Genomic DNA, 23,748 nt, shown 5'->3' with positions numbered 1-23,748 from the left:
ACTACAAACTACACACTACTTTACTCAAGTGTAATTTCAAGTGCCAGACCACGCAACTCGTGTACGAGTACATTGAACGACTCAGGAATGTTCGGCTTCGGTAGGTTTTCACCTTTCACGATTGCCTCATATGCCTTCGCGCGACCAACTACGTCATCGGATTTCACCGTCAGGATTTCCTGCAGGATGTGTGATGCACCAAAAGCTTCCAGTGCCCATACTTCCATTTCGCCGAAACGCTGACCACCAAACTGCGCCTTACCACCCAGTGGCTGCTGCGTAATGAGCGAGTAAGGTCCGATCGAACGGGCGTGCATCTTATCGTCTACTAAGTGACCGAGTTTGAGCATGTAAATGATACCAACCGTTACGGCCTGATCAAAACGCTCTCCCGTCAAACCATTGTAGAGATAGGTCCGGCCAAACGACGGCAAACCTGCTTCGTCCAACTCGTCGGCAACCTGCTGTTCAGTAGCGCCGTCGAAAATCGGTGTAGCATACTTACGATCCAGTTTCTGACCAGCCCAGGCCAGTACCGTTTCATAGATCTGACCGATGTTCATACGGGACGGTACGCCAAGCGGGTTCAGAACGATATCGACTTTGGTTCCATCTTCCAGGAACGGCATGTCTTCATCGCGTACGATCCGGGCAACAACCCCTTTGTTACCGTGACGACCAGCCATCTTATCCCCTACTTTCAGCTTCCGCTTCTTGGCGATATAGACTTTCGCTAATTTCACGATACCAGCCGGTAGTTCGTCACCAACCTCAAGCGTAAAGCGCTCGCGTTTGAACCGGCCGGTGATTTCACTGCGACGGTTGTTGTAGCTCTTGATAAGCGTAACAAGCATCTGGTTCAGTTTATCATCTTCCGTCCAGCCCTCAAGGTTCATGTCGGCCAGCAGGTTGGCTTCTTCGGGTACGGCATAGCTACTTTCATCGCGGTACGCATTGCGATCCGGGAAGAGGTTCTCCGTAATATTCTTACGGTTGAACTTCACACCTTTACTCACAATCTCATCGCCAAACTTGTGTTTAGCCCCCGCGCTGGTTTTGCCATCCAGCAGCAACACTAATTTTTCGATCATACGAGCCCGGAAGTCATTCAACTCACGGCCGTATTTCTTCATCAGTGCTTTTACCTCGTCTTTGTGCTTACCACGGTCTTCTTTGGCCGGGCGAGCAAACAACTTGGTATCAATGACAACGCCTTTCAGGGATGGCGGTGCTTTTTTGGAAGCATCCTTCACGTCACCGGCTTTATCACCAAAAATAGCCCGAAGAAGTTTTTCTTCTGGTGTTGGATCGCTTTCGCCTTTCGGTGTAATCTTACCGATCAGAATATCGCCTTCCTTCACTTCAGTACCCACCCGAACGATACCGTTCTCATCAAGGTTACGAACGGTCTCTTCGCTTACGTTCGGAATTTCAGAGGTCAACTCCTCTTCACCCCGTTTGGTATCACGAACTTCCAGTTCAAACTCTTCAATGTGAATCGATGTGAAAATATCTTCGCGTACAACACGCTCCGAAATCACGATAGCATCCTCGAAGTTGTATCCCTGCCAGGGCATGAACGCAACTTTCATGTTCCGGCCCAGCGCCAGCTCACCAGCCTGCGTAGCATAGCCTTCGCAAAGCACATCACCTTTTTTCACCTTCTGCCCTTTCAGAACAGTTGGCCGAATGTTGATGCAGGTATCCTGGTTAGTACGACGGAACTTGATGAGGTTGTACGTTTTGCGATCTTCATCGAACGTAACAGCCAGTTGATCTTCATCAAGGTTGTACCGAACAACAATTTTAGTCGCGTCAACGAATTCAATGACACCATCGGCTTCAGCAATAACCAGCGTCCGTGAATCAACGGCTACCCGACCTTCCAGACCCGTACCAACGATTGGTGCTTCGGGACGGAGGAGCGGCACAGCCTGACGCTGCATGTTCGAGCCCATCAGGGCACGGTTAGCATCGTCATGTTCAAGGAACGGAATCATGGAAGCCGCCACCGATACAATCTGGTTCGGGGCAATATCCATGAAGGTTACGTTCTGCGGCTCGGCAATGGGGAAGTCACCTTCAAAACGGGCCTTTAGGCGATCAACCATGAAGTTTCCTTTTTTGTCGATGTCGGCATTTGCCTGCGCGATGTAGTGCGTATCTTCTTCTTCGGCCGTCAAATACATCACCGGCTTCTCCATCGATACTTTACCGTTTTCAATGATCCGGTACGGTGTTTCGATGAAGCCCATGCTATTGATCTTAGCATAGACACAAAGTGATGAAATCAGACCGATGTTTGGACCTTCCGGGGTTTCGATAGTACACAGACGACCATAGTGCGTGTAGTGTACGTCACGAACCTCAAAACCGGCCCGTTCACGAGATAGACCGCCCGGTCCCAGTGCTGACATCCGACGCTTGTGCGTTACTTCAGCCAGTGGGTTGGTTTGGTCCATAAACTGCGACAGCTGGTTGGTTCCGAAGAACGAATTAATTACTGACGACAGCGTCCGGGCATTAATCAGGTCAACAGGTTTGAAGTCCTCATTATCCCGCACGTTCATCCGCTCTTTAATCGTCCGGGCCATACGCGCCAGGCCAACGCCAAACTGTGCATATAACTGCTCACCTACTGTCCGAACACGTCGGTTACTCAGGTGGTCAATGTCATCGACAACGGCTTTCGAGTTAATCAGACCAATCAGGTACTTCACAATCGACACAATGTCTTCTGTAGTCAGTACTTTCATGTCCGACGAAATGTCCAGACCGAGCTTTTTATTGATCCGGTAACGACCTACATCCCCGAGGTCATAGCGCTTATCCGAGAAGAACAGGCTCTGAATGATCTCGCGAGCCGTTTGCTCATCGGGTGCATCGGCGTTCCGAAGTTGCCGGTAGATTTGCTCGACGGCTTCTTTCTCCGAGTTCGAGCTATCTTTCTGCAGCGTGTTATAGATAATGTTGTAATCGGCCATGTTCATGTCCTCCTTATGCAGGATGACCGATTTCTGACCCGATTCCGTGATGACATCAATGTCATCTGCCGAGATAGCCGAGTCGCGCTCCAGGAGCACCTCGTTCCGGCTAATCGACACTACTTCGCCCGTATCCTCATCCACGAAATCTTCCGTCCACGTGCGCAGTACCCGAGCCGCTAACCGACGACCAATGGCCTTCTTCAGGTTGGCTGGCGTTGCGGGCACTTCTTCAGATAAACCGAACAAGTCCAGAATGTCTTTGTCTGAACCGAAGCCAATAGCCCGTAACAGCGTCGTAACCGGGAATTTCTTCTTCCGGTCGATGTACGCGTACATGACATTGTTAACGTCGGTCGAGAACTCGATCCAGGAACCCTTGAACGGAATAATCCGGGCTGAATAAAGTTTGGTACCGTTTGTGTGCTTACTCATCGAGAAGAACACACCCGGCGAACGGTGTAACTGAGAAACAATCACCCGCTCGGCTCCGTTTATGACGAACGAGCCTTTCTCGGTCATATACGGAATGTTCCCTAAGAAAACCTCCTGCTCAATCGTTTCAAAATCCTCGTTGTCGGGATCATTATTCGTCAGGCGCAGTTTTGCTTTCAAAGGCACCGAATACGTCAAACCCCGGTCAATAGACTCGTCTACCGAGTATTTCGGGGGATCAACTAAATAATCGATGAACTCCAGCTTAAAATTCTCACGGGAGTCAGAAATGGGGAAATTTTCCTGGAAAACTTTGAACAACCCTTCTTCCGACCGTTGGTTGGAGGGCGTATCAAGCTGGAAAAAATCTTTGAAGGATTTTACTTGAATATCCAAAAAGTCTGGATACCCAATCACTGGCTGAATCGTCGCAAAATTTTTGCGCGTACTGATTTTCGCGTTTGTCGCCAAGATTGTGCTTCGTTTAGTTGCGTAACCGATTCTCAATGAGTGCGTTGCGAAGATTTGCGACGGCACTCGAACTAAGCGGCTATTCAGGCTCCGGGCGTCACCCGACCCAAGGAGCGTAAATAGACAACATAAGGCAATATAAATTAGTTTGTCTTTTGCAATAGCTTAGACAAAAAGTCTCCAAACAGGAAAAGACCAGACGTTGGTCTGGCCTCCCCTGCCTGGAGCGATATGCGAAAGAGCTATCTGCTTACTTAACTTCTACTTCAGCACCAGCTTCTTCAAGTTGCTTACGCAGGGCTTCAGCTTCATCTTTGCTTACGCCTTCTTTCACTGGCTTCGGAGCTGTGTCAACTAATTCTTTAGCTTCTTTCAGACCCAGACCTGTCAGGTCTTTAACCAGTTTCACGACAGCTAGTTTAGCAGCACCAGCCGACTTCAGAACAACGTCGAACGAAGTTTTCTCAGCAACAGCTGGAGCAGCATCTCCACCACCTGCACCACCGGCTACCATTACGGGAGCAGCAGCAGCTGGTTCGATACCGTACTCATCCTTCAGGATAGTAGCTAACTCGTTAACTTCTTTAACTGTCAGGCTTACAAGCTGCTCCGCGAACGCTTTCAAATCTGCCATTGTAGTATTTTTTTTATTTGATTGTGATACGATATGTAACGCGGACATCTTGTCCGCATGGCACTAAAAAATATCGGATTAATAATAAGCGGACAGGATGTCCGCGTTACAGCTAGGCTGCTTCCTCACGCTCCGACAGCGTTTTGAGGATACCGGCCAATTTGTTGCCACCACTTTGCAACGCCGAGATGACGTTTTTGGCAGGTGACTGCAGCAGACCGATGATTTCGCCGATCAACTCTTCTTTGCTCTTCAGTGCGATGAGCGTATCGAGTTGTTCAGCGCCAATGAATAAGCTATAATCGATAGATGCAGCTTTCAGTTGCAGCTTGTCGTTCGTTTTACGGAACTCTTTGATAAGCTTAGCCGGTGCTTTGCCATTTTCGGGGTGAAACATCACCGCCGATTGACCATGCAAAACCGTATCGTTGAACGGAGTATAATCCGTATCAAGGGCTTCGAGCGCTTTTTTGATGAATGTATTTTTCACCACTTTGTACTCAATGCCCTGCTCAAAACACATCCGACGGAGGTTGTTGGTTTCAGCAACCGTCATGCCATTGGCTTCCGTGATGTAGAAGAAGGGAATCGACTGGAACTTTCCAGTTAACTCCTCAATAATTGCTCCTTTGTCCTCGCGCTTCATGGCTTAAATTCCGGCTACTGTGCCTTTATCAATCGTTACTCCCGGACTCATCGTGCTCGACAGGTTGATTGTTTTCACGTACGTTCCTTTAGCCGATGAAGGCTTCAGGCGCATCAGTGTCGCAATAATTTCCTGCGCGTTTTCGGCCAGTTTTTCTGGCGTAAACGATACTTTACCAATACTGGTGTGAATGGCGCCCTGCTTATCGACTTTAAAGTCGATTTTACCGGCTTTCACCTCGCGAACCGCTTTGGCTACGTCTGGCGTTACCGTACCCGATTTTGGGTTCGGCATCAATCCACGTGGACCAAGTACTTTACCCAGACGACCAACTTTAGCCATGACACTTGGCATCGTGATAATTACATCGATGTCTGTCCAACCTTGTTCGATTTTCTGAATGTACTCGTCCAGACCAACGTAGTCTGCTCCAGCCTCTTTCGCTTCGTTCTCCTTGTCCGGGGTGCAAAGCACCAGAACGCGAACCGTTTTACCTGTACCATGTGGCAATGTGGCAACGCCACGAACCATCTGGTCAGCTTTACGCGGGTCAACGCCCAACCGAACGTCAATATCCACAGAAGCATCAAATTTCGTGAACGAGATCTCCTTCAGAATCTCAGCCGCCTGTTGGAGGGAGTATTCTTTGGCAGCATCGTACTTCGATTGAGCTTCCTTTTGTTTTTTCGTTAACTTAGCCATGTCTGTGTTTGCTTCGGCAAGTCTATTAGTTCTCGAAGGGCGCTGTGCCCGTCACCGTGATTCCCATGCTGCGGGCCGTACCGGCCACCTGCTTCATTGCTGACTCCACCGTAAAGGCGTTCAAATCGGGCATCTTCGTTTCCGCGATCGTCCGAATTTGCTCCCAGGAAACAGAGCCCACTTTGTTGCGGTTTGGTTGAGCAGAGCCGCCTTTCAGCTTAGCTGCTTCCAACAGCAGAATCGGTGCGGGCGGAGTTTTGATAACGAAATCAAAGGATTTATCCTTATAATACGTAATCAGAACCGGAAGCACCGTACCCATTTTATCCTGCGTCCGGCCGTTGAACTGCTTGCAGAATTCCATGATATTCAAACCTTTGGAACCCAGAGCCGGACCGATTGGAGGTGAGGGGTTGGCTTGCCCGCCTTTGACTTGCAGCTTTACGTAGCCACCTACTTCTTTTGCCATTGTGATAATTGAGTTACGATTTACAACTTACGTCTTCTGGAAGTTAGTCACATAACCGATCCAGGTTCCTTCATCGCAAACCAACTTGTTTTGACCGTTTATCCTCTGAGGGAAGCATAGGACGTCCGGTCACGGAATCTGATTGACAATCAGATTTCCTTTTCTACTTGCGCGTAACTGAGTTCTACCGGTGTATTCCGGCCAAATATTTTTACAACGACGTTCACTTTCTTCCGGTCGTCAAATACTTCTTCTACGGTACCAATGAAACCCCCAAATGGGCCATCGACAACTTTTACAGATTCACCCTTGATGTAAGCCACCGTTGGCGCAGCAACTTCCTGCGCTTCTTCATGTACTTTACCCAGAATGCGGTTTACTTCAGCCTGGCGAAGAGGAACGGGCACTTTCGAGGTTGTTCCAACTTGAGCATTACCCAGGAAACCCAGTACACCAGGCATATTGAGAATCATATCAAGCGCCCGGTTATTACCCAGATCAGCCGAAATCAAAATGTAGCCGGGGAAAAATGACTTTTCCCGAACGCGTTTTTTACCATTACGCATTTCGTACACTTTTTCCGCTGGGATAAGTACCTGCGGAATTACTTCGTCCAATTTTTGCCGGATAATTTCGTTATCGAGGTAAGATTTGATTTTCTTCTCCTGCCCCGACACGGCCCGTATGACGTACCATTGTATGCCGTTTACGCTCATGTTATGATTTGGAACCGCGTGGGCGGCCTCGTTACGATGTACAACCGGTCGTTTATTAAAGCGATAAAAGCATATCGCCCAAACGGCCTTTTATAAATCAGTTTAGAATGACTGATAAAATGCGTTCAGTCCGTTCTCAAATACTAAATCGATTAGACCGACTAATAGCGCAAAAATCAGCGATGCTACCAGTACCAGCGTTGAACTGGATTGCAGATCGCTGAATTTGGGCCAAGTCACGTTATGCTGAACTTCCTCCCAGGAGGCTTTCAGAAACGATACAAACTTGTCCATGGTAAAGTAAGGGATTTGCACGGGTGGAGAGATTCGAACTCCCATCAACGGTTTTGGAGACCGCTATTCTACCCTTGAACTACACCCGTTTATAGTTTTTCACTAAAATGCCCGAATCAGCGTGCTCTGAAACGGACTGCAAAAGTACGAACTATTATCAAAAAAACAAGTGCATCTCCGGTAAGAAATGCACTTGTTCTGAGATATTTACCTTAGTCGAGGATCTCCGTTACCTGACCAGCCCCTACGGTACGGCCACCTTCACGAATAGCGAAGCGAAGACCTTTTTCCATAGCGATTTTGTTGATCAGACTTACTTCGATCGTGATGTTATCACCAGGCATTACCATCTCAACGTTAGCAGGCAAAGTAATTTCGCCCGTTACATCGGTGGTACGGAAGTAAAACTGTGGACGGTACTTGTTGAAGAAAGGAGTGTGACGACCACCTTCTTCTTTCGACAGTACATAAACCTCAGCTTTGAACTTCAGGTGAGGAGTTACTGAACCTGGCTTACAAATAACCATACCACGACGGATATCGGTTTTTTCAATACCACGGAGCAGAAGACCTACGTTGTCACCGGCTTCACCACGGTCCAGAATTTTCCGGAACATTTCAACACCCGTTACAACTGATTTCAGGTTTTCAGCACCCATACCCAGGATTTCAACTTGCTCACCCGAGTTGATGATACCCCGTTCGATACGACCCGTAGCAACTGTACCACGACCAGTGATCGAGAATACGTCCTCTACAGGCATAAGGAATGGAAGATCCGTCATACGAGGAGGCAGAGGAATGAAATCATCCACACTCTGCATCAGCTCTTCAATGGTACCAACCCATTTAGCATCGCCGTTCAGACCACCAAGAGCCGAACCTTGAATAACTGGAATGTTGTCACCGTCGAAGTTATAGAAGCTCAACAACTCGCGAATTTCCATTTCAACGAGTTCAAGAAGTTCTGGATCGTCAACCATGTCCACTTTGTTCATGAACACAACAAGTTGAGGAACACCTACCTGACGAGCAAGCAGGATGTGCTCACGTGTTTGTGGCATTGGTCCATCTGTTGCGGCTACCACAAGGATAGCGCCGTCCATCTGCGCAGCACCCGTTACCATGTTTTTTACATAGTCAGCGTGGCCTGGGCAGTCAACGTGTGCATAGTGACGGTTCGCCGTTGAATACTCAACGTGCGATGTATTGATGGTGATACCACGCTCTTTTTCTTCCGGAGCGTTGTCGATCGAGGAAAAGTCCCGTACCGCTGCTAGACCCTTTTCGGCCAGCACTTTCGTAATGGCAGCCGTCAGCGTCGTTTTACCGTGGTCAACGTGACCAATCGTACCGATGTTTACGTGCGGTTTCGAGCGGTCAAAATTCTCTTTTGCCATGTTTTTAAAACGCTATTGTGAACTGTTTTTGTTATTGGATGAACTCGCTGAACGTCAATAAAGCCGCACAATATCTCCCCGTTAAGGTTCGACATCATTTGGCTTGAAACCGCACGGGCGGCCCCGTCAAAAAGACTTCACGAAGAAGTCTCGAGCCGTTACGGGGATTTGAACCCCGGACCTCTTCCTTACCAAGGAAGTGCTCTACCACTGAGCTATAACGGCTTGTTTTCAACAGTGTGTAATTAACTGAGCGGAAGACGGGTCTCGAACCCGCAACCTATAGCTTGGAAGGCTATCGCTCTACCAATTGAGCTACTTCCGCAAACTTAGCGGTTGGTACCTGCGCTAGTTATTAACTGGCGAATACCTGATCACTAAATAGTGGGGAGTGGAGGATTCGAACCTCCGAAGGCGTACGCCAGCAGATTTACAGTCTGATCCATTTGGCCACTCTGGAAACTCCCCAAAAAACACTGCTAAAGAACATTTTCCGCCCCGTTTCCGGTTTGGAGTTGCAAAATTACACGTTTTTATGGTGTTGTCAACACATGCTCCAAAAATAATTGAGTAAACACAACTTTTAATTTAATAATCGTGTCAGTGACGTCCCGTTTGGGTATTGGATTTCCGTAATTCGCCACCGACCGGCTGCTTGTTGCATATCCACTCTAATCTCTTCTGGCTTAGCTTTATTTTCGAATGTTACGTAGACGATAGCCTTCGATCCGCCGATGACCGCGGGTAATACCCAGGTCTTTTTTATGGATGCATCCGGCTCGTTATAGAGTAAGTTTATTTTTGACCGGTTTATCTTAGCCGACGCTTTTCTGGCGTCATTCCAGATGAGATCAGCTGTCGATTTTGCAAAAAACTGGTCAATTAACGCCCGATCTTTTGTCTCCCGCATGGGATTTTCGGCCTTGTTGTGCTCAAAGTAAAGCGCTCTTACCAAACGATCCGCTGCCGACCGGGGCGTGTCTGGACCAGGGCGCTTAGCCAAGGCTGCTGCACTATCTTCCGTCTCTGTTGCGGAGGCCGTTTGTGTTTCCTGCTTGGGCTTGGTCTGGCAGGATAGGGCAAAGAACAACAGAACGGCAATAAATCGTGATGGCATCATGGTAGATAGATTTATAGCCATGCCTGGTCAACCAAGCATGGCTATGTTATGCGGATAACCTTCTTATTACCAGACCTTAATCCGGTCTTCAGGCTTTTTATACATCTTATCTCCGGGCTGAACATTGAACGCCTGATACCAGGCATTGATGTTGGATAACGGTCCATTGCACCGATATAAACCCGGTGCGTGCGGATCGGTCATAATAAGTTGTGCCTCTGTTTCAGGCAGCACATTGATACGCCATACCTGCGCCCATGACAAAAAGAAACGCTGATCGGGCGAGAAGCCATCAATCAGGCTTTTCTTGCCACTCGATTTGCCCTGAGCTGTCTTCTTGAACGCATCGTAGGCAATGGCCAGTCCACCTAAATCGGCGAGGTTTTCGCCCAGTGTTAACTGACCGTTTACTTTGATGGAATCAAGAACTTTGAAGCCGAAGAACTGCTCTTTCACCTGATCAGCGCGTTTTTTGAAGTTGTCCGCATCGGCTTTTGTCCACCAGTCACGCAGGGTTCCATCTGCATCGTACTGCCGACCGGAATCATCGAAACCGTGGGTCATTTCGTGACCGATTACGGCACCGATACCCCCGTAATTAATGGCATCGTCGGCTTCGAAATCATAGAATGGGAATTGCAGGATAGCGGCCGGGAAAGCGATTTCATTGTTAACCGGGTTGTAATACGCATTTACCGTCGGAGGGGTCATACCCCACTCTGTCTTGTCGACGGGTTTGCCCAGCCGGTTGATCATGTAGTTATACGACCATTTACCGGCCGATTTGACATTGCCATAGTAATCGTTTCGGTTGATGACAACACCTTCATAGCTTTTCCACTTATCAGGATAACCAATCTTCCGCTTAAACGACAAAAGTTTCGTCAGGGCTTTCTTTTTGGTATCCTCACTCATCCAATCGAGATTCTTAATATGCTCCTTGTAGGAAGCTTCCAGGTTATCGACCAGGGTCAGCATCCGTTGTTTGGCCTCAGGCTTGAAATATTTCTGCACATAAAGCTGGCCTAACAGATCGCCCAATGAGCCATCAATCAGGCTGCTGATGCGCTGCCAGCGGGGTGTTTGTTCCTTTTGCCCAGTCAGAACACGCGAAAAGGCGAAGTTTTGTTTCACAAAAGCATCGCTCAGGTAAGGGGCCGATCCTTTCAGAATGTTCCAGCGCATATAGGTCCGCAGCTCCTCAATGGGCGTTGCGGCAATCAAGCTATCGAGCGACCGGAAAAACGCCGGGCTTTGTACCAAAACTGTATCCTGCCCTTTGGCGCCATATTTTGTTAACTGATCAGCCCAATTGATGCCTGGTGTCAATTTCGAAAAACCACTAACGGTTAATTTGTTGTATGTCTTGTAGGGATCGCGAAGATCGACACGGGGCATCTGCGCTTTTGCTAACGCGGTTTCAACACGCATGATTACATCGGCATCCTGAGCCGCCTGTGTTGGCTCTTCACCAATGAGGGCAAACATTTTGGTTAGGTTGTCGTGATACGCATCGCGAATCTTCGTGCTGCGGGCATCGCTTTTCAAATAGTAGTCCCGGTCGGGAAGCGTCGTACCACCCTGACTGAATTGAGGCAGGTATTTGGTAACGTTTTTCCGGTCCTGTCCAACAAAGAAGCCAAACAGCATTCCGTTGCTTTGCGTCCGTTGGTAGGCCACTTCATCCAGAAAAGCGGCTTTGTTATTAACCTTCTCAATGCGGGCCAGATCGGGTTTGATGGGATCGAAACCGCGCTGTTCAATGGTAGCACTGTCCATACCACTCATGTAGTAATCCCCCACCATTTGATACAAGCGGCCTTTTGTTGATGTTTTGGAAGCTTCTTCGAGCAATGACTTCATGGCATCGAGGCTCTTTTCACGTAATTCATTGAAGCTTCCCCAGGATGTTTTGGAGGCAGGAACAGCATTTTTCTTCAGCCAGTTGCCGTTGGCATACTGGTAGAAATTATCCCCCGGCTTCACCGATAAGTCCATATTCTGGGGATCGATGAACTTTTGGGGAACTGCTGCTATAATACCGATAGCGACAGCTACTGTAAGAAAAAAAGTTACTCGTTTAGTCATGATGACAGTTAATATTAATAAAAGCCTACAAAAATAAGAAAAAACAAGAACGCAGCGTACGTGGATCAAGTGCAGAAAAACAGATAAATCCGTTTATATTCACTTGATTCACGTACGCTGCGCTCCTACTTTCTGGCGGCTTATCTTCCTGCCGTTAAGGCTGCTTGAAATTCTTTGTAAGTACCGGCTTTATACTGGTCGAACGGTTCTTTTTGGTGATAGTTCTTCCCAAAATACGTAATGATCTGATGAAATGTCCGGGGTTCGAGATAGCCGGGAATGGGCTGGATAAGATTAAATTTCTCATCTAAAAATACCGTCGTTGGGTAGCTCATCTGATTTTTGAGCAACGCTGCGGCCAGTTCATGAACACCCCGGCTTCCTCCGCTGATGTACTTGAATGTTTGGTTACCCAGCGTCACATCGCCCGTCTGTTCGGCATTGAACCGGACGGCATAGTAATTCTGGTTTACATAATCGACGATGGCGGGTTTCGAAAACGTTTCGCGATCCATTACTTTGCACCAGCCACACCAATCTGTATATACATCAACAACAAACTTTTTCGGCTTCTTTTGTGTCAGCGCGTACGCTTCCTGAATCGTTAGCCATTTAATGTGTTTGGGTTCGTCACTGACCTTGCTCACGGCTGGTTCAATGGGCAACGGGATTCGAAATGCGGTGATCGTGAAGAAAACGAAAGCCGCACAGATGAGAAGCAGACGGTTCATAATGTACTGTTGTTTTAACAGATAACGTTCGGTGGTTAATAAAATTAGTCTCCGTAGCTTAAAAAAGCGTACAGTAATTAGCAAGATTGCTACCCTGCTGGTTTAACGGCGCGTAGTACATCGCGTTTGTGCAACGGCCCATTGTGCTTTTCTACCGTCAGGCCAGCTGCCCGCATATTGCGCTGGACATAACTTTTCGAACAGTAGGTTGTCAACATACCACCTGGTAGCAATAAATGAGCCAGTTGACTAAATATTTCCGGCTCCCAAAGTTCAGGTTGGGCCGAGGGCGCAAACGCGTCGAAATAGATGACATGAAACCGGTCGGTGGTTTGCAAGTCCTGCAACTTTCCCTCGTGTTTAATGAGCGTGAAATAGGGATTTAACGCAATTGGCTCCTCCCAGGGCGACTCATGGAGTACCGGTAGATAAGCTGTCTCAAAAAACTCGTCGTAATTCAACTGTCGAGCTTGTGCTATGGGCATAGGATACGAATCAATAGCAGTGTAGACCACACGATGCTGGTTGGCCTGTGCTTCCCGAGCGGTCATTAAGGCATTTAAACCGGTTCCAAAGCCCATTTCGAAGATATGCAGTTGAGAATCAGGAAATTTTTCGAACGCGGGTAATAAGCCCAATTCGATATATACCCGCTGCGATTCCTGATAGGCACCATGAATGGAGTGATAGGGTTTGTCAAACGCTTCATTAACGGCGGTGTGTGAACCATCGGCGGTTACCACCAGGTGAATGTCTGCTTTCATTATCTGTCGTTTTTGGCCTATTTTTGCTCGTTCATGTACGGTATACTGGCCTACTCCTGATACAGTACTTACTATTCATTTATCTGTTAACTCTAATGATCCAACGCGTTCAAACGATATTTTTGTTTCTTATTACCGTAGCCATGGGTATTGCCCTGACCAATCCGCTTTGGGAAAAGGCCGGGACAAAATCGCCGGAAATGGCGCATCTCACTGCCTTACAATACACCACCCAAAAAGCCGTAGCCACGCAGCCAGGGCTGCCCGCTCAATCATTGCCAACAACGTACACCGATTCTCTTTGGTATTTGGCCTTGTTGATTGCTCTGGTCGGGTTGTTAGCTTTCTACGCTATTTTCCAGTTTAAAAATAGGCTAACTCAAACGGCCCTGTGTGCCGTAAACGCCCTCATGTTGACCGCCATTATGGGCATCATTCTTTATCGGACGCTTTATGCGAGTAAGGAATACGGAAATCCGGCCGATCAGGGTACTTTTCTAACTGGTTTTTATGCCATTATTGCCGCCTTAGTATTCAACGCTCTTGCCAATCGGTTCATTCGCCGGGACGAGAAATTAGTACGGGGTTCGGACCGGCTACGGTAGACATGACTTGCAGGAAAATTTACAAAATAGCCCGGTCTTACTATAAAGTTTGGCCGGGTTATCCTTTTATAGACACATCCACCCGTCTGTAATCGCTTTTGCCGTATCTTGAGCGCAATTACAACCTCAATTGACAATGCGAAAACAGGTACTCTTTTTTTACTATTCATTAGTAACAATATTAACAATCCCTTGTGTGATTTCTGCCCAACCGACCAGCGGAACAGGGACAGCAGGCAGCATTTCTTCCTTCACATCAGGAATGGAACGCAACCCCGGCTTTATGACCTATTACTGGGATGCGAAAAAAGGGAAAGTATGGCTCGAAATAGCGGCTTTCGATACCGAATTCCTGTATTATCCGACCCTGGCGCAGGGCGTTGGCTCCAACGACATCGGGCTGGATCGCGGGCGATTAGGTCAGGAACACATTGTCAAGTTTCAGCGGAGTGGCCCAAAGGTCTTGCTGATTGAACCCAATTATGCCTATCGGGCCATTACCAACGATCCACTCGAGCGAAGAGCCGTTGAAGAGTCCTTTGCGAAATCGGTGCATGCTGGCTTCGACATTGTGGCCGAAGAGGGCGGCAAGGTACTTGTTGATCTGACACCGTTTCTGATGCAGGATGCGGTTGGTGCGGTGCAGGCGATTAGTCGCACAAGACAGGGCACTTTTAAATTCGATCCCACCCGGAGTGCTATGTATCTGGCCCGTACCAAAGCATTCCCGCAGAATACGGAATTTGAAACGATCATTACACTCACAGGCGATAATCCGGGCGCTTATCTGCGGGAGGTCGTGCCGACTCCCTCGGCCGTTACCATGCACCAACACCACTCGTTTGTGCAGCTACCAGATAAGAACTACAAACCACGGGTATTCGACCCACGCATCGGCTACGGCGGCATCGAATATTTCGATTATGCCACACCCGTGAGCCAGCCAATTATGAAGCGATATATATCGCGGCATCGGCTTGAGAAAAAAGATCCGTCGGCAGCAGTCAGCGAAGCGGTTAAACCCATTATCTATTACATTGATCCGGGAACGCCCGAACCCATTCGATCGGCCTTGATGGAAGGTACAGCCTGGTGGAATCAGGCGTTTGAAGCCGCCGGGTATAAAGATGCATTTCAGGTGAAACTGCTCCCCGCCGACGCCGACCCCATGGACGTTCGCTATAACCTTGTTCAATGGGTGCATCGCTCCACGCGGGGCTGGTCGTACGGCGGTAGCATCAGCGATCCGCGAACGGGTGAAATCATCAAAGGAAAGGTTACGCTTGGCTCGTTGCGGGTCCGGCAGGATTACCTGATCGCCCAAGGCCTGGTTGGCAATTTTGCCGCAGCCGGACAGGATTCTTCGCAGGCTGATCCCATGATGACGATGTCGCTCGATCGGTTGCGACAACTGGCGGCTCACGAAGTTGGTCACACCCTTGGGCTGCCGCATAATTACATAGCCAGTACAGAAGGCAGTGCGCCCGGTGCCACAGAACGCTTTGGTCGGGCCTCGGTAATGGATTACCCCACTATGGTTGCCAAAATAAAAGGAGCTGGTATCGACCTGTCCGACGCCTACGCCAAGGGCATCGGCGCTTACGATAAATGGAGCATTCGCTACGGATACGAACAGTTTCCCAGCAGCACCAATGAAAAACAGGCGCTGGATAAACTGGTCAACGACATGCACAAGGCTGGTCTCACTTTCCTGACCGATCAGGACGCCCGGCCCGAAGGCTCATCGCACCCCGGAACCCATTTATGGGACAATGGTTCGAATGCCGTAGATGAATTAAAGCGGGTAATGGACGTGCGTAAAATAGCCCTGGCGAATTTTACGGAGAAGAAGATTCCCGTCGGTGCTCCTATGGCAACCCTTGAGGAAGTGTTTGTGCCGATGTACATGTTTCATCGATATCAGGTTGAGGCAGCCGCCAAAGTCTTGGGTGGCCAAACGTATACGAATGCCTTACGGGGCGATGGCCAGGCGGTGCTGTCGGCGGTTCCGGCAGAGGAACAGAACCGGGCGTTGAGCGCCTTGTTGTCAACCCTGAACCCTGCGTTTCTGGCTGTTCCCCAAGCCGTACTCAACCTGATTCCACCCCGTCCTTTTCGATACGACCCCAATCCGCGTGAAGTTTTCAAACGCCGTACCGGCATCACGTTCGACCCATTGGGTCCGCCCGAAGCTGCGGCAGGCATGACCCTTAGATTGATGCTCAACCCCGAGCGTTGCGCCCGGTTGGCGAGCCAGCGGTGGGTGGTCAACGGTCAATTGCCGAGTCTGGATCAGGTGATCGATCAGTTGATTACGTCGACATACGGCTCTCCGCAAGGCTACCGTCAAAACAAAAAAGATGCCACCTATGACGGAGCGATTCGGCGCATGTTGCACCGTAAAGTGCTGGAAAGTCTGATGCAATTGGCCGTCGACAAAGAGCTGGATGGGGCCGTTCGGGCTTCCGCTCATGAAGGTATTATGCGGATCAAGAGCCAGTACGCCGTTGAACCAACGGTTATTTTGCCAACAGTCAGAACGTCTGGCAATGAAACTGCTTCAGGTAAAACGCCTGATTATCTGTACTGGCTGATCGGACAATACGAAACGAATCCCGGTTCAATTCCGGTAGCTGCGACTCTTGCGCCACCCGATGGCGCACCCATCGATCCGGGTCAGGAGTGGCTCTCGCCCGACTGCGACTGGAAATAATTTCAAACCCAAAGCCATCTGCTAGCAGATGGCTTTTTTTTGTCCTATACACACTTGTTAGATATAAGTATAAAAGGACACGCTCTAAGTTTAATTATAATTTAACCAGTAGACCATGCTCTTCTACAACTGGTCGTTATAGCTTTGTTGGAGACCTTACTCGTAGTACTACGACTTTTCAGATTGTCTAATCAGGTGGCGGCTTGCGAACAATACGTCTCCATTTTCAGCAAGCGGCCGACGGGGCCAGTTGACCCCTTCAATATCAAGTATTTACTAAAGTGTTTGCAAGTTGGACTCGCCGGTCGATTTAAACATTGGCACGGCACAAATCAAAAAATCCCGCTCCTTATTTGGCGGGATTTTTTTATGCATAAGTAGCGCGTCACTATTTCTTGGCGGCCTCCTGACAGACATCGACTGTCATTTCTTTCATATCCCGGTTGGCCGTGTTCTCCGTTACTTCCGAAAGCTCCAGACGAGTGCGGGTTATGCTCGATTTCTGATCGCCTTTGACATAATATTTCTTGCCAGCCTCAACGTTGAGATCAAGTCCTGTTTCTTTCTTGAATATCTCGACACCCCCGCGATGCGCCGTCAACGACAACTTACCAGGCTTGGCCTTGTATTCGATGTACCGGTTGTTGCTGAGCTTACAGATCATTTCTTCATTAGCGAAAATGGCATAGTTTAGCGCTGACCCAAAAAACTGACCACCCCGGTAAATATATACAGTAGCAAAATCGTCCGTACTGGTGGTATTCTTCTGCATTGAGTCAGTCCGGAAAGCAGAGCCAAGCATACTCAAGCAGAGTAGCATGACAAGAGAAACTGTCTTCATGGTTGTGATGTAAGATACGTGTTTGACAAAAAAGAGTTTGGACCACTTCAGGCAAAAAAAGAGGCTCACCTATAGAAAATAGAAAGCCTCTTTTTTAGAAAAACGGGTTGTTGCTACAGACCGATGTTCAACGTGCTCAGCACACCATTCATATTCCGAACGGCATCGGCCGATTTATTGAAAGCAGCCTGCTCCTCGTCGGTTAATTTATAGTCAATAATTTCTTCCCAACCACTGCGGCCCAGCACCACCGGTACGCCAAGGCAAATGTCCGACTGACCGTATTCACCTTCCAGCAACACACAGGATGGAATAATACGCTTCTGATCGCGCAGGATAGCTTCAACCATGTAGGCTCCGGCAGCACCCGGTGCATACCAGGCCGATGTACCGATCAGACCCGTCAGTGTCGCTCCACCAACCATGGTATCGGCGGCTACTTTCTTCAGCGTTTCTTCATCCAGAAACTGGCTTACGGGCACACCCGCTTTGGTCGCCAACCGTGTCAGCGGAATCATGGTCGTGTCGCCGTGACCACCGATTACAGATGCCTGCAAATCATTGGGCGAACACTCCAGCGCTAACGATAAATAGGTTTTGAAACGAGCAGAGTCCAGAGCACCACCCAAACCAATGACCCGATTTTTGGGCAATCCCGACGACTTGAGCGCCAGGTAGGTCATGGTGTCCATTGGGTTGGAGATAATAATGAAGATCGCGTCGGGCGAGTATTTCAGAATATTTTCCGTTACTCCTTTTACAATACCAGCATTGATACCGATCAGATCTTCGCGCGTCATACCGGGTTTACGCGGTAGGCCCGAGGTAATCACAACAACATCGGAACCGGCGGTTTTTTCATAATCATTGGTTGAGCCAACCAGCTTTATGTCGCAGTCGAGCAATGTCGATGCCTGGAGCATATCAAGCGATTTTCCTTCGCTGATGCCTTCTTTGATGTCTAAAAGAACAACTTCATGGGCGAGTTCCCGACGGGCGATGTTGTCGGCGCAAGTGGCACCAACGGCCCCTGCTCCTACTACGGTAACTTTCATACTGTATTCGAAATTAAAAGGTTAACAAGTGATCGCAAAAGTACGGTTCCGTACTAAGACAAACCAAAGTGTATGGATTAAAACTTATAGTGGGTTACAACGTTTATAGATTATTCAATGTTTTTTTGTTAAACATTCACACAAGTGCTTTCCTGATCAGCGACCAGTAATAGTAAACACAATGGCAAACAGTAGTCTTATTTCGCGTATATTATCGTCTATTTTCTTTAAACGAGCCAACGTGGGTGCTGTGCGATATGCCCGTAACTCACGGAGTCTCTTTCAGTTGGTTAAAGATGCTCTGGCAAAAAGTGGCGGCTTGTCAGGTAACAATATTGCGGCATTCAGAGAACAGTTGGGCATTGTTACGCGCCTGGTCAAAGCGTACGCATCGGGCGAATATCGCCAGTTACCCTGGAAAACACTGATAAGCATCGTGGCTGTGTTACTCTATTTTGTCAACCCGCTGGATATTATCCCGGACATTCTGCCAATTGTCGGCTTTGCCGATGACATTGCGCTGGTTGGCTGGCTGTTCAGTTCGATCGGCAGTGATATTGAGAAGTTCCGCCAGTGGGAACAAACAACGGCCAGCGACAACAACACCCAATCGCCTAAAACGATCAAGATCGGGTAAGTATAAAAGCGCCCGTTTGTTGTTTTTAGCGTATGCGGGTCCTTTGACAGAAGAAATAACCGGCAGGCAGGCTGAAACTTGAAACATTAACGCATCGATTGAAACCAAACAGCCCGCTGGTGCGTAAGTTTCACCGACTTTTAATAGATTGTACGAGAGAGTTTTGTTAATTTTGCATACATTCAAATCCCAGGAAATATGATTTCGGCAAGCATTTTGGCATTTATGGGTTTGGGCGGTCAGGAAATGATTTTTATCTTCCTGGCATTGCTCCTATTGTTCGGCGCTAAAAAGATTCCCGAACTAGCACGGGGACTTGGTAAAGGCATCAAAGAATTCAAAGACGCAACCAAAGACGTTCGCGAAAATATTGAAGAAGGTCTGAAGGAGTCCGAGAAATAGTCTAATCTTTTTATAGGCAGACAATTAAGCAGCCCCGAATTGGAGCCGCTTGATTGTCTGTTTCTGCTTTGTAGGGTTTCCATGTTACGTTTGCTATTTTGACACTATACCGTAGCTTTTCCTCCGTTCAGGCCGATATCGAATCCGGCTCCGTCACCTGCCGTCAATTGGTCGAGCAATACCTCGACCGCATTGATGCCCATCGTCACCTCAACGTGTTTACCGAGGTTTATGGCATCGATGCTTTACAGCAAGCCGACATAATTGACAAAAAAATAGCTGCCGGTACCGCTGGCCGATTAGCCGGTATGGTGATCGGCATTAAAGATGTGCTTAGTTATGCCGGCCATGGCCTTCGGGCCGGAAGCCATATACTGGCTGATTTTACGGCTCAATTCACGGCAACGGCCGTTCAACGGCTACTTGACGAAGATGTCATTATTATTGGTCGGCAAAACTGCGATGAGTTTGCCATGGGCTCATCGAACGAGAACTCTTCCTTTGGTCCGGTTCTCAACGCGGCCGATACCAGCCGGGTCCCCGGCGGATCGAGCGGTGGTTCGGCGGTGGCCGTACAAGCCGGGCTTTGTTTGGCCAGTATCGGCTCCGACACGGGTGGCTCCGTTCGTCAGCCAGCCGCCTTTTGTGGCGTTGTAGGCCTGAAACCAACGTATGGACGTATTAGCCGCTGGGGTTTAATTGCCTATGCCTCTTCTTTCGATTGCATTGGCCCCATTGCCAATACCGTCGATGACGCAGCATTGCTCCTCGAAATTATGGCCGGTGCCGATGAGTTAGACAGTACCGTATCCAGTCAGCCTGTTTCCGCTTATACCCAGGCTACCCTCCCTGACCGACCGCTCCGCATTGCCTATCTGCGCGATGGCGTAGAAAGTGCGGGGGTTGATCCAGCCATCCGGGAAGCGACTCTTGCCAGGATCGAGTCACTCAGACAGGCAGGACACACGGTAGAACCCGTTGATATCTCGCTTCTTAAGTATCTGCTTCCCACTTATTATATCCTGACAACGGCCGAAGCATCCTCCAACCTATCACGTTTCGATGGTGTACGATATGGCTACAGAAGTGTATCGACGAATGCATCACCTTTGGACCTTTTGTCGTTGTACAAAAAAAGCCGTACAGAAGGGTTTGGTGCCGAAGTTCGTAAGCGGATTTTGCTGGGCACATTTGTGTTGAGCGCCAGCTATTACGACGCTTATTACACGAAAGCACAGCAAGTTCGTCGATTGATTCGTCGGGAGACCGAACAGTTGTTTGAGCAGTACGATTTTTTATTGTCGCCCACAACACCAACACCCGCGTTTTTACTGGGTGAAAAAACGGGGCAACGCCCAGATGACGATCCATTACAAATGTACCTCGCCGATATTTTCACGGTGCAGGCCAATGTAGTTGGTTACCCATCCATATCCATTCCCAACGGCACGGACAACAGTCTTGGTGATGGACAAGGATTGCCAATTGGTTTACAGCTAATGGCTCCTCCTTTTGCCGAGGGTGCGTTGATTGCCATGGCAAAAGAGCTGGCTAGCTGATATAGGATACACTATGTATGATGTATGACATAGGATGTATAGAATATCATACACCCTATGTCATACATCATTAACCTAACTGAACGAAATCTATATGAACTACATGAACCGTAGCCTGTTAAGATTGGGGCTGTTGAGTACGATTCTGGGACTATTGTCTACGGCCTACGCCAATCCAGCGGTGCCCCGCCGGGACCCGGCCAACTTAGTCCAGCCCAATCCTACGATTCAATCAGATAGTAGTATCGTCAAAAAAGATACGATTGCCCTGGTGCCAACGGTGCCCGACAGTGTATTGCGGGAGAGGCTGGCGAAGTTGCAGAAAAGTATTCCGCTGAATTACCATAAGTCTGTTCAGGCTTACGTGGACTACTTTACCTTTCGCAAGGCCAGCACCACCAAGACTATGCTGGAACGAATGCCCCTTTTCTTTCCACTTTACGAACGAATGCTGGCCCAGTATGGCTTACCCGATGAACTTAAGTATCTGTCCATTGTCGAATCAGCGCTGAACCCACGGGCCATTTCCCATGCGGGAGCCGGTGGGCTTTGGCAGATAATGCCGGGTACGGGTCGTGACCTTCGTTTGTATCAGGACGATTATGTCGATGAGCGGATGGACCCCGTCAAAGCAACCGAAGCCGCCTGCAAATACCTTCGCGATTTATATAACATCTTTGGTGATTGGGAATTGGCCATGGCCGCGTATAACTGTGGACCAGGAGCTGTAAAACGAGCTATGCGCCGATCGGGGGGTGATTCATTCTACACCATCTTCGATGCACTACCCAAGGAAACCCGGGGTTATGTTCCCCAGTTTGTCGCGTTCACGTATCTGATGAACCATGCCAACGATCATGGCATTGTTGCCGAAACGTATGAGTACCCTATCCCGCACGATACAATTCAGGTGAGTGGTTATTTCAACCTCGAAACGTTTGCTAAACACAGCACAATGCCGCTGGCCGATTTGCAGAAGATGAATCCGGCCATTACAACCACCATTCTGCCCGAATATACAAACCGATATCCCTTGCGGGTACCCCGTCAACAATACGGCTACTTCGCCAGCCGTCGCCGGGCGATTCTGGATTCGGCAAGCCAGCGGCCAGGCGTTATGGAGCACATCCTGCTAGCTAATGCCGAAGAGGTTCGTTACGGTAATGACTCCATGGGAGCCTGGAATGCCCTAAGTCGTAATCCGCTGGCGGGCATCAATAATGAAGCAACGCTAACTGAAGAGGAAGCCGTTGCGGCAAAAAATGCGGGCAAATCAACGAAACTATCCGCCCAACTAGCCGTAGCAGAATCGGCCGATGAACCGGAGGAGGACATTGAAACAGTGGTGCTGCGCAAGCCAAAGAAACAAACGTACGTTGTCAGGAAGGGCGATAACCTGGGCGATATTGCCGACCGGTACAACGTCGAACTGTACGACATAAAGCGCTGGAACCATCTGCGGTCTACCACAATTCAGCGTGGCCAGAAATTGGTTATTCTTAAAGAGGTTGCCGAAACCCGTGCTGAACGACTAGCCGATCAGGGCACGTCGAAGGGGCGTAAGAAAGCCGAGGAGATTGCTAAAACCAAACGTTACAAACCACGCTACCATCGGGTCCAGGATGGCGATACGCTCTGGAACATTGCGCAGCGTTACGATGGTCTGACGATCGACCGGCTCAAGAAACTGAATCACATCCGAAGCAACTCGCTTCGCCCCGGACAGAAGCTGATCGTAGGATAGCCTTGGCTAAACTGACTCATCAAACCCATGACTTGACACAGAAAAGTCATGGGTTTTTCGTATCTTTAACTCATATAACACGCTAGAAAACAAGCTTTTCAACCAAATAATGATTGCTTATTTAGACGGAACACTGTCCTATAAAGAACCCACTCTCGTCATTATCGATGTACATGGAGTTGGTTACTCAGTTCATATATCACTTCAAACGTATGCCGTTCTGCCCGGTGGTGGCGATCGGATCAAACTATTTATTCATCACCTCTTCCGCGAAGACTTACAGGCGCTTTATGGCTTCGCAAATGCCGATGAGAAGAGCTTATTTCTGGACCTGGTTGGCGTATCGGGCGTTGGGCCGAACACAGCTTTAGGAATGCTGTCGGCGATGCAGCCCGGCGATCTGCGACTGGCTATCCTGGGTGAAAACGTGCGGGCTGTGCAGGCAATCAAGGGGATTGGCGCTAAAACGGCGCAGCGTATCATCCTCGAACTTCGCGACAAAATGAAAAAGTCGGGCGTTGTGCCCGATGGGCCTACGTACCGGCAGCAACCAGCCGCAAACCCTGTTCGGGAAGAGTCGCTGGCTGCGCTGGTGGCATTGGGACTACCCAAACCAACAGCTGAGAAAAGCGTCGATGATGCGCTGAAAGCAGACCCGGACCTGAGTGTCGAAGACGTTATCCGGCGGGCATTACGCTAAGACATACTGGAAACGAAAAAGTGTAAGTAAAGGACTTT

At 48.9% G+C, this 23,748-nt stretch carries 21 protein-coding genes and 4 tRNA genes; 7 read left to right on the top strand and 18 right to left on the bottom strand.

Translation table 11 applies throughout. The features are described 5' to 3' along the window. Positions 1 to 20: 20 nt before the first annotated feature. The 16 genes from rpoB to mnmC2 form a co-directional block, all read right to left on the bottom strand. Entirely contained in the window at positions 21 to 3,890 is a 3,870-nt protein-coding gene (gene rpoB / locus ACYVAM_RS06550) for a DNA-directed RNA polymerase subunit beta (RefSeq protein WP_461065126.1), read from the bottom strand. 250 nt (positions 3,891 to 4,140) lie between these two features. Beyond that, positions 4,141 to 4,524: a 50S ribosomal protein L7/L12 gene (rplL, locus tag ACYVAM_RS06545; protein ID WP_460937228.1), complete on the bottom strand. Its 384-nt coding sequence runs from the start codon at positions 4,522 to 4,524 to the stop codon at positions 4,141 to 4,143. A 112-nt stretch (positions 4,525 to 4,636) separates the two neighbouring features. Next, positions 4,637 to 5,170: a 50S ribosomal protein L10 gene (gene rplJ / locus ACYVAM_RS06540; RefSeq protein WP_460937226.1), complete on the bottom strand. Its 534-nt coding sequence runs from the start codon at positions 5,168 to 5,170 to the stop codon at positions 4,637 to 4,639. A 3-nt stretch (positions 5,171 to 5,173) separates the two neighbouring features. Next, entirely contained in the window at positions 5,174 to 5,872 is a 699-nt protein-coding gene (gene rplA, locus ACYVAM_RS06535; RefSeq protein ID WP_461065124.1) for a 50S ribosomal protein L1, read from the bottom strand. Positions 5,873 to 5,897: 25 nt separating this feature from the next. After that, a complete protein-coding gene (gene rplK / locus ACYVAM_RS06530; RefSeq protein ID WP_046577462.1) occupies positions 5,898 to 6,341 on the bottom strand; it encodes a 50S ribosomal protein L11 in 444 nt (147 codons plus the stop codon). A gap of 149 nt (positions 6,342 to 6,490) precedes the next feature. Then, entirely contained in the window at positions 6,491 to 7,057 is a 567-nt protein-coding gene (gene nusG, locus ACYVAM_RS06525) for a transcription termination/antitermination protein NusG (RefSeq protein ID WP_461065122.1), read from the bottom strand. Positions 7,058 to 7,159: 102 nt separating this feature from the next. Continuing rightward, a complete protein-coding gene (gene secE, locus ACYVAM_RS06520; RefSeq protein WP_093832236.1) occupies positions 7,160 to 7,351 on the bottom strand; it encodes a preprotein translocase subunit SecE in 192 nt (63 codons plus the stop codon). An 18-nt stretch (positions 7,352 to 7,369) separates the two neighbouring features. After that, positions 7,370 to 7,440: transfer RNA gene (locus ACYVAM_RS06515), tRNA-Trp, on the bottom strand. 123 nt (positions 7,441 to 7,563) lie between these two features. Next, a complete protein-coding gene (tuf, locus tag ACYVAM_RS06510; RefSeq protein ID WP_046577464.1) occupies positions 7,564 to 8,751 on the bottom strand; it encodes an elongation factor Tu in 1,188 nt (395 codons plus the stop codon). Between the two features lie 153 nt (positions 8,752 to 8,904). Next, a tRNA-Thr gene (locus ACYVAM_RS06505) sits at positions 8,905 to 8,976 on the bottom strand. A 27-nt stretch (positions 8,977 to 9,003) separates the two neighbouring features. Beyond that, positions 9,004 to 9,076 (bottom strand) — tRNA-Gly (locus tag ACYVAM_RS06500). Between the two features lie 60 nt (positions 9,077 to 9,136). Then, positions 9,137 to 9,219 (bottom strand) — tRNA-Tyr (locus tag ACYVAM_RS06495). A 115-nt stretch (positions 9,220 to 9,334) separates the two neighbouring features. Beyond that, positions 9,335 to 9,871, bottom strand: coding sequence for a hypothetical protein (locus tag ACYVAM_RS06490; protein WP_461065120.1), 537 nt, complete (start codon positions 9,869 to 9,871; stop codon positions 9,335 to 9,337). A gap of 66 nt (positions 9,872 to 9,937) precedes the next feature. Beyond that, entirely contained in the window at positions 9,938 to 11,959 is a 2,022-nt protein-coding gene (locus ACYVAM_RS06485; protein WP_461065118.1) for a M13 family metallopeptidase, read from the bottom strand. Positions 11,960 to 12,099: 140 nt separating this feature from the next. Further along, the gene (locus ACYVAM_RS06480; RefSeq protein WP_461065116.1) at positions 12,100 to 12,690 is read right to left on the bottom strand and encodes a thioredoxin family protein; all 591 of its coding nucleotides are present in this window, start codon (positions 12,688 to 12,690) and stop codon (positions 12,100 to 12,102) included. Positions 12,691 to 12,779: 89 nt separating this feature from the next. Then, on the bottom strand, positions 12,780 to 13,454 hold the full coding sequence (gene mnmC2, locus ACYVAM_RS06475) for a tRNA (5-methylaminomethyl-2-thiouridine)(34)-methyltransferase MnmC2 (protein WP_461065114.1): 675 nt from the start codon (positions 13,452 to 13,454) through the stop codon (positions 12,780 to 12,782). A gap of 95 nt (positions 13,455 to 13,549) precedes the next feature. Here mnmC2 and ACYVAM_RS06470 point away from each other — a divergent pair, with 95 nt between their 5' ends. Together ACYVAM_RS06470 and ACYVAM_RS06465 are read left to right on the top strand one after the other, a co-directional pair. Continuing rightward, a complete protein-coding gene (locus tag ACYVAM_RS06470) occupies positions 13,550 to 14,059 on the top strand; it encodes a DUF4293 domain-containing protein (protein WP_461065112.1) in 510 nt (169 codons plus the stop codon). 136 nt (positions 14,060 to 14,195) lie between these two features. Continuing rightward, the gene (locus ACYVAM_RS06465; RefSeq protein WP_461065111.1) at positions 14,196 to 16,772 is read left to right on the top strand and encodes a zinc-dependent metalloprotease; all 2,577 of its coding nucleotides are present in this window, start codon (positions 14,196 to 14,198) and stop codon (positions 16,770 to 16,772) included. 388 nt (positions 16,773 to 17,160) lie between these two features. Here ACYVAM_RS06465 and ACYVAM_RS06460 read toward each other — a convergent pair whose 3' ends face one another. Both ACYVAM_RS06460 and mdh read right to left on the bottom strand, forming a co-directional pair. Then, a complete protein-coding gene (locus ACYVAM_RS06460; RefSeq protein WP_461065109.1) occupies positions 17,161 to 17,613 on the bottom strand; it encodes a DUF2846 domain-containing protein in 453 nt (150 codons plus the stop codon). Positions 17,614 to 17,726: 113 nt separating this feature from the next. Next, entirely contained in the window at positions 17,727 to 18,668 is a 942-nt protein-coding gene (mdh, locus tag ACYVAM_RS06455; protein WP_461065107.1) for a malate dehydrogenase, read from the bottom strand. A gap of 181 nt (positions 18,669 to 18,849) precedes the next feature. Here mdh and ACYVAM_RS06450 point away from each other — a divergent pair, with 181 nt between their 5' ends. The 5 genes from ACYVAM_RS06450 (at position 18,850) to ruvA (ending at position 23,710) form a co-directional block, all read left to right on the top strand. Then, entirely contained in the window at positions 18,850 to 19,305 is a 456-nt protein-coding gene (locus ACYVAM_RS06450) for a YkvA family protein (RefSeq protein ID WP_461065105.1), read from the top strand. Between the two features lie 198 nt (positions 19,306 to 19,503). Beyond that, a complete protein-coding gene (locus ACYVAM_RS06445; protein ID WP_460937199.1) occupies positions 19,504 to 19,707 on the top strand; it encodes a Sec-independent protein translocase subunit TatA/TatB in 204 nt (67 codons plus the stop codon). Positions 19,708 to 19,805: 98 nt separating this feature from the next. Next, positions 19,806 to 21,266 carry an Asp-tRNA(Asn)/Glu-tRNA(Gln) amidotransferase subunit GatA gene (gene gatA / locus ACYVAM_RS06440; RefSeq protein WP_461065103.1) on the top strand — a complete coding sequence of 487 codons (1,461 nt, stop codon included), beginning with the start codon at positions 19,806 to 19,808 and terminating at the stop codon, positions 21,264 to 21,266. Between the two features lie 94 nt (positions 21,267 to 21,360). Further along, positions 21,361 to 23,010, top strand: coding sequence for a lytic transglycosylase domain-containing protein (locus tag ACYVAM_RS06435; RefSeq protein WP_461065101.1), 1,650 nt, complete (start codon positions 21,361 to 21,363; stop codon positions 23,008 to 23,010). 109 nt (positions 23,011 to 23,119) lie between these two features. Continuing rightward, positions 23,120 to 23,710, top strand: a complete 591-nt coding sequence (gene ruvA / locus ACYVAM_RS06430) for a Holliday junction branch migration protein RuvA (protein WP_461065099.1) — start codon at positions 23,120 to 23,122, stop codon at positions 23,708 to 23,710. Positions 23,711 to 23,748: the final 38 nt, after the last annotated feature.

It is taken from the genome of Spirosoma horti (assembly GCF_054776595.1).
This window is presented reverse-complemented; position numbering and strand designations above follow the sequence as displayed.

Excerpts from the sequence above, each read along its gene's own strand:
- rplA (WP_461065124.1), bottom strand. The coding sequence starts at position 5,872 with ATGGCTAAGTTAACGAAAAAACAAAAGGAAGCTCAATCGAAGTACGAT.
- rplJ (WP_460937226.1), bottom strand. The coding sequence starts at position 5,170 with ATGAAGCGCGAGGACAAAGGAGCAATTATTGAGGAGTTAACTGGAAAG.
- ACYVAM_RS06490 (WP_461065120.1), bottom strand. The coding sequence starts at position 9,871 with ATGATGCCATCACGATTTATTGCCGTTCTGTTGTTCTTTGCCCTATCC.
- ACYVAM_RS06465 (WP_461065111.1), top strand. The coding sequence starts at position 14,196 with ATGCGAAAACAGGTACTCTTTTTTTACTATTCATTAGTAACAATATTA.
- rplL (WP_460937228.1), bottom strand. The coding sequence starts at position 4,524 with ATGGCAGATTTGAAAGCGTTCGCGGAGCAGCTTGTAAGCCTGACAGTT.
- ACYVAM_RS06445 (WP_460937199.1), top strand. The coding sequence starts at position 19,504 with ATGATTTCGGCAAGCATTTTGGCATTTATGGGTTTGGGCGGTCAGGAA.
- ACYVAM_RS06480 (WP_461065116.1), bottom strand. The coding sequence starts at position 12,690 with ATGAACCGTCTGCTTCTCATCTGTGCGGCTTTCGTTTTCTTCACGATC.
- rplK (WP_046577462.1), bottom strand. The coding sequence starts at position 6,341 with ATGGCAAAAGAAGTAGGTGGCTACGTAAAGCTGCAAGTCAAAGGCGGG.
- ACYVAM_RS06435 (WP_461065101.1), top strand. The coding sequence starts at position 21,361 with ATGAACTACATGAACCGTAGCCTGTTAAGATTGGGGCTGTTGAGTACG.
- mdh (WP_461065107.1), bottom strand. The coding sequence starts at position 18,668 with ATGAAAGTTACCGTAGTAGGAGCAGGGGCCGTTGGTGCCACTTGCGCC.
- ACYVAM_RS06485 (WP_461065118.1), bottom strand. The coding sequence starts at position 11,959 with ATGACTAAACGAGTAACTTTTTTTCTTACAGTAGCTGTCGCTATCGGT.
- secE (WP_093832236.1), bottom strand. The coding sequence starts at position 7,351 with ATGGACAAGTTTGTATCGTTTCTGAAAGCCTCCTGGGAGGAAGTTCAG.
- nusG (WP_461065122.1), bottom strand. The coding sequence starts at position 7,057 with ATGAGCGTAAACGGCATACAATGGTACGTCATACGGGCCGTGTCGGGG.
- ACYVAM_RS06450 (WP_461065105.1), top strand. The coding sequence starts at position 18,850 with ATGGCAAACAGTAGTCTTATTTCGCGTATATTATCGTCTATTTTCTTT.
- ACYVAM_RS06470 (WP_461065112.1), top strand. The coding sequence starts at position 13,550 with ATGATCCAACGCGTTCAAACGATATTTTTGTTTCTTATTACCGTAGCC.
- tuf (WP_046577464.1), bottom strand. The coding sequence starts at position 8,751 with ATGGCAAAAGAGAATTTTGACCGCTCGAAACCGCACGTAAACATCGGT.
- ruvA (WP_461065099.1), top strand. The coding sequence starts at position 23,120 with ATGATTGCTTATTTAGACGGAACACTGTCCTATAAAGAACCCACTCTC.
- mnmC2 (WP_461065114.1), bottom strand. The coding sequence starts at position 13,454 with ATGAAAGCAGACATTCACCTGGTGGTAACCGCCGATGGTTCACACACC.
- ACYVAM_RS06460 (WP_461065109.1), bottom strand. The coding sequence starts at position 17,613 with ATGAAGACAGTTTCTCTTGTCATGCTACTCTGCTTGAGTATGCTTGGC.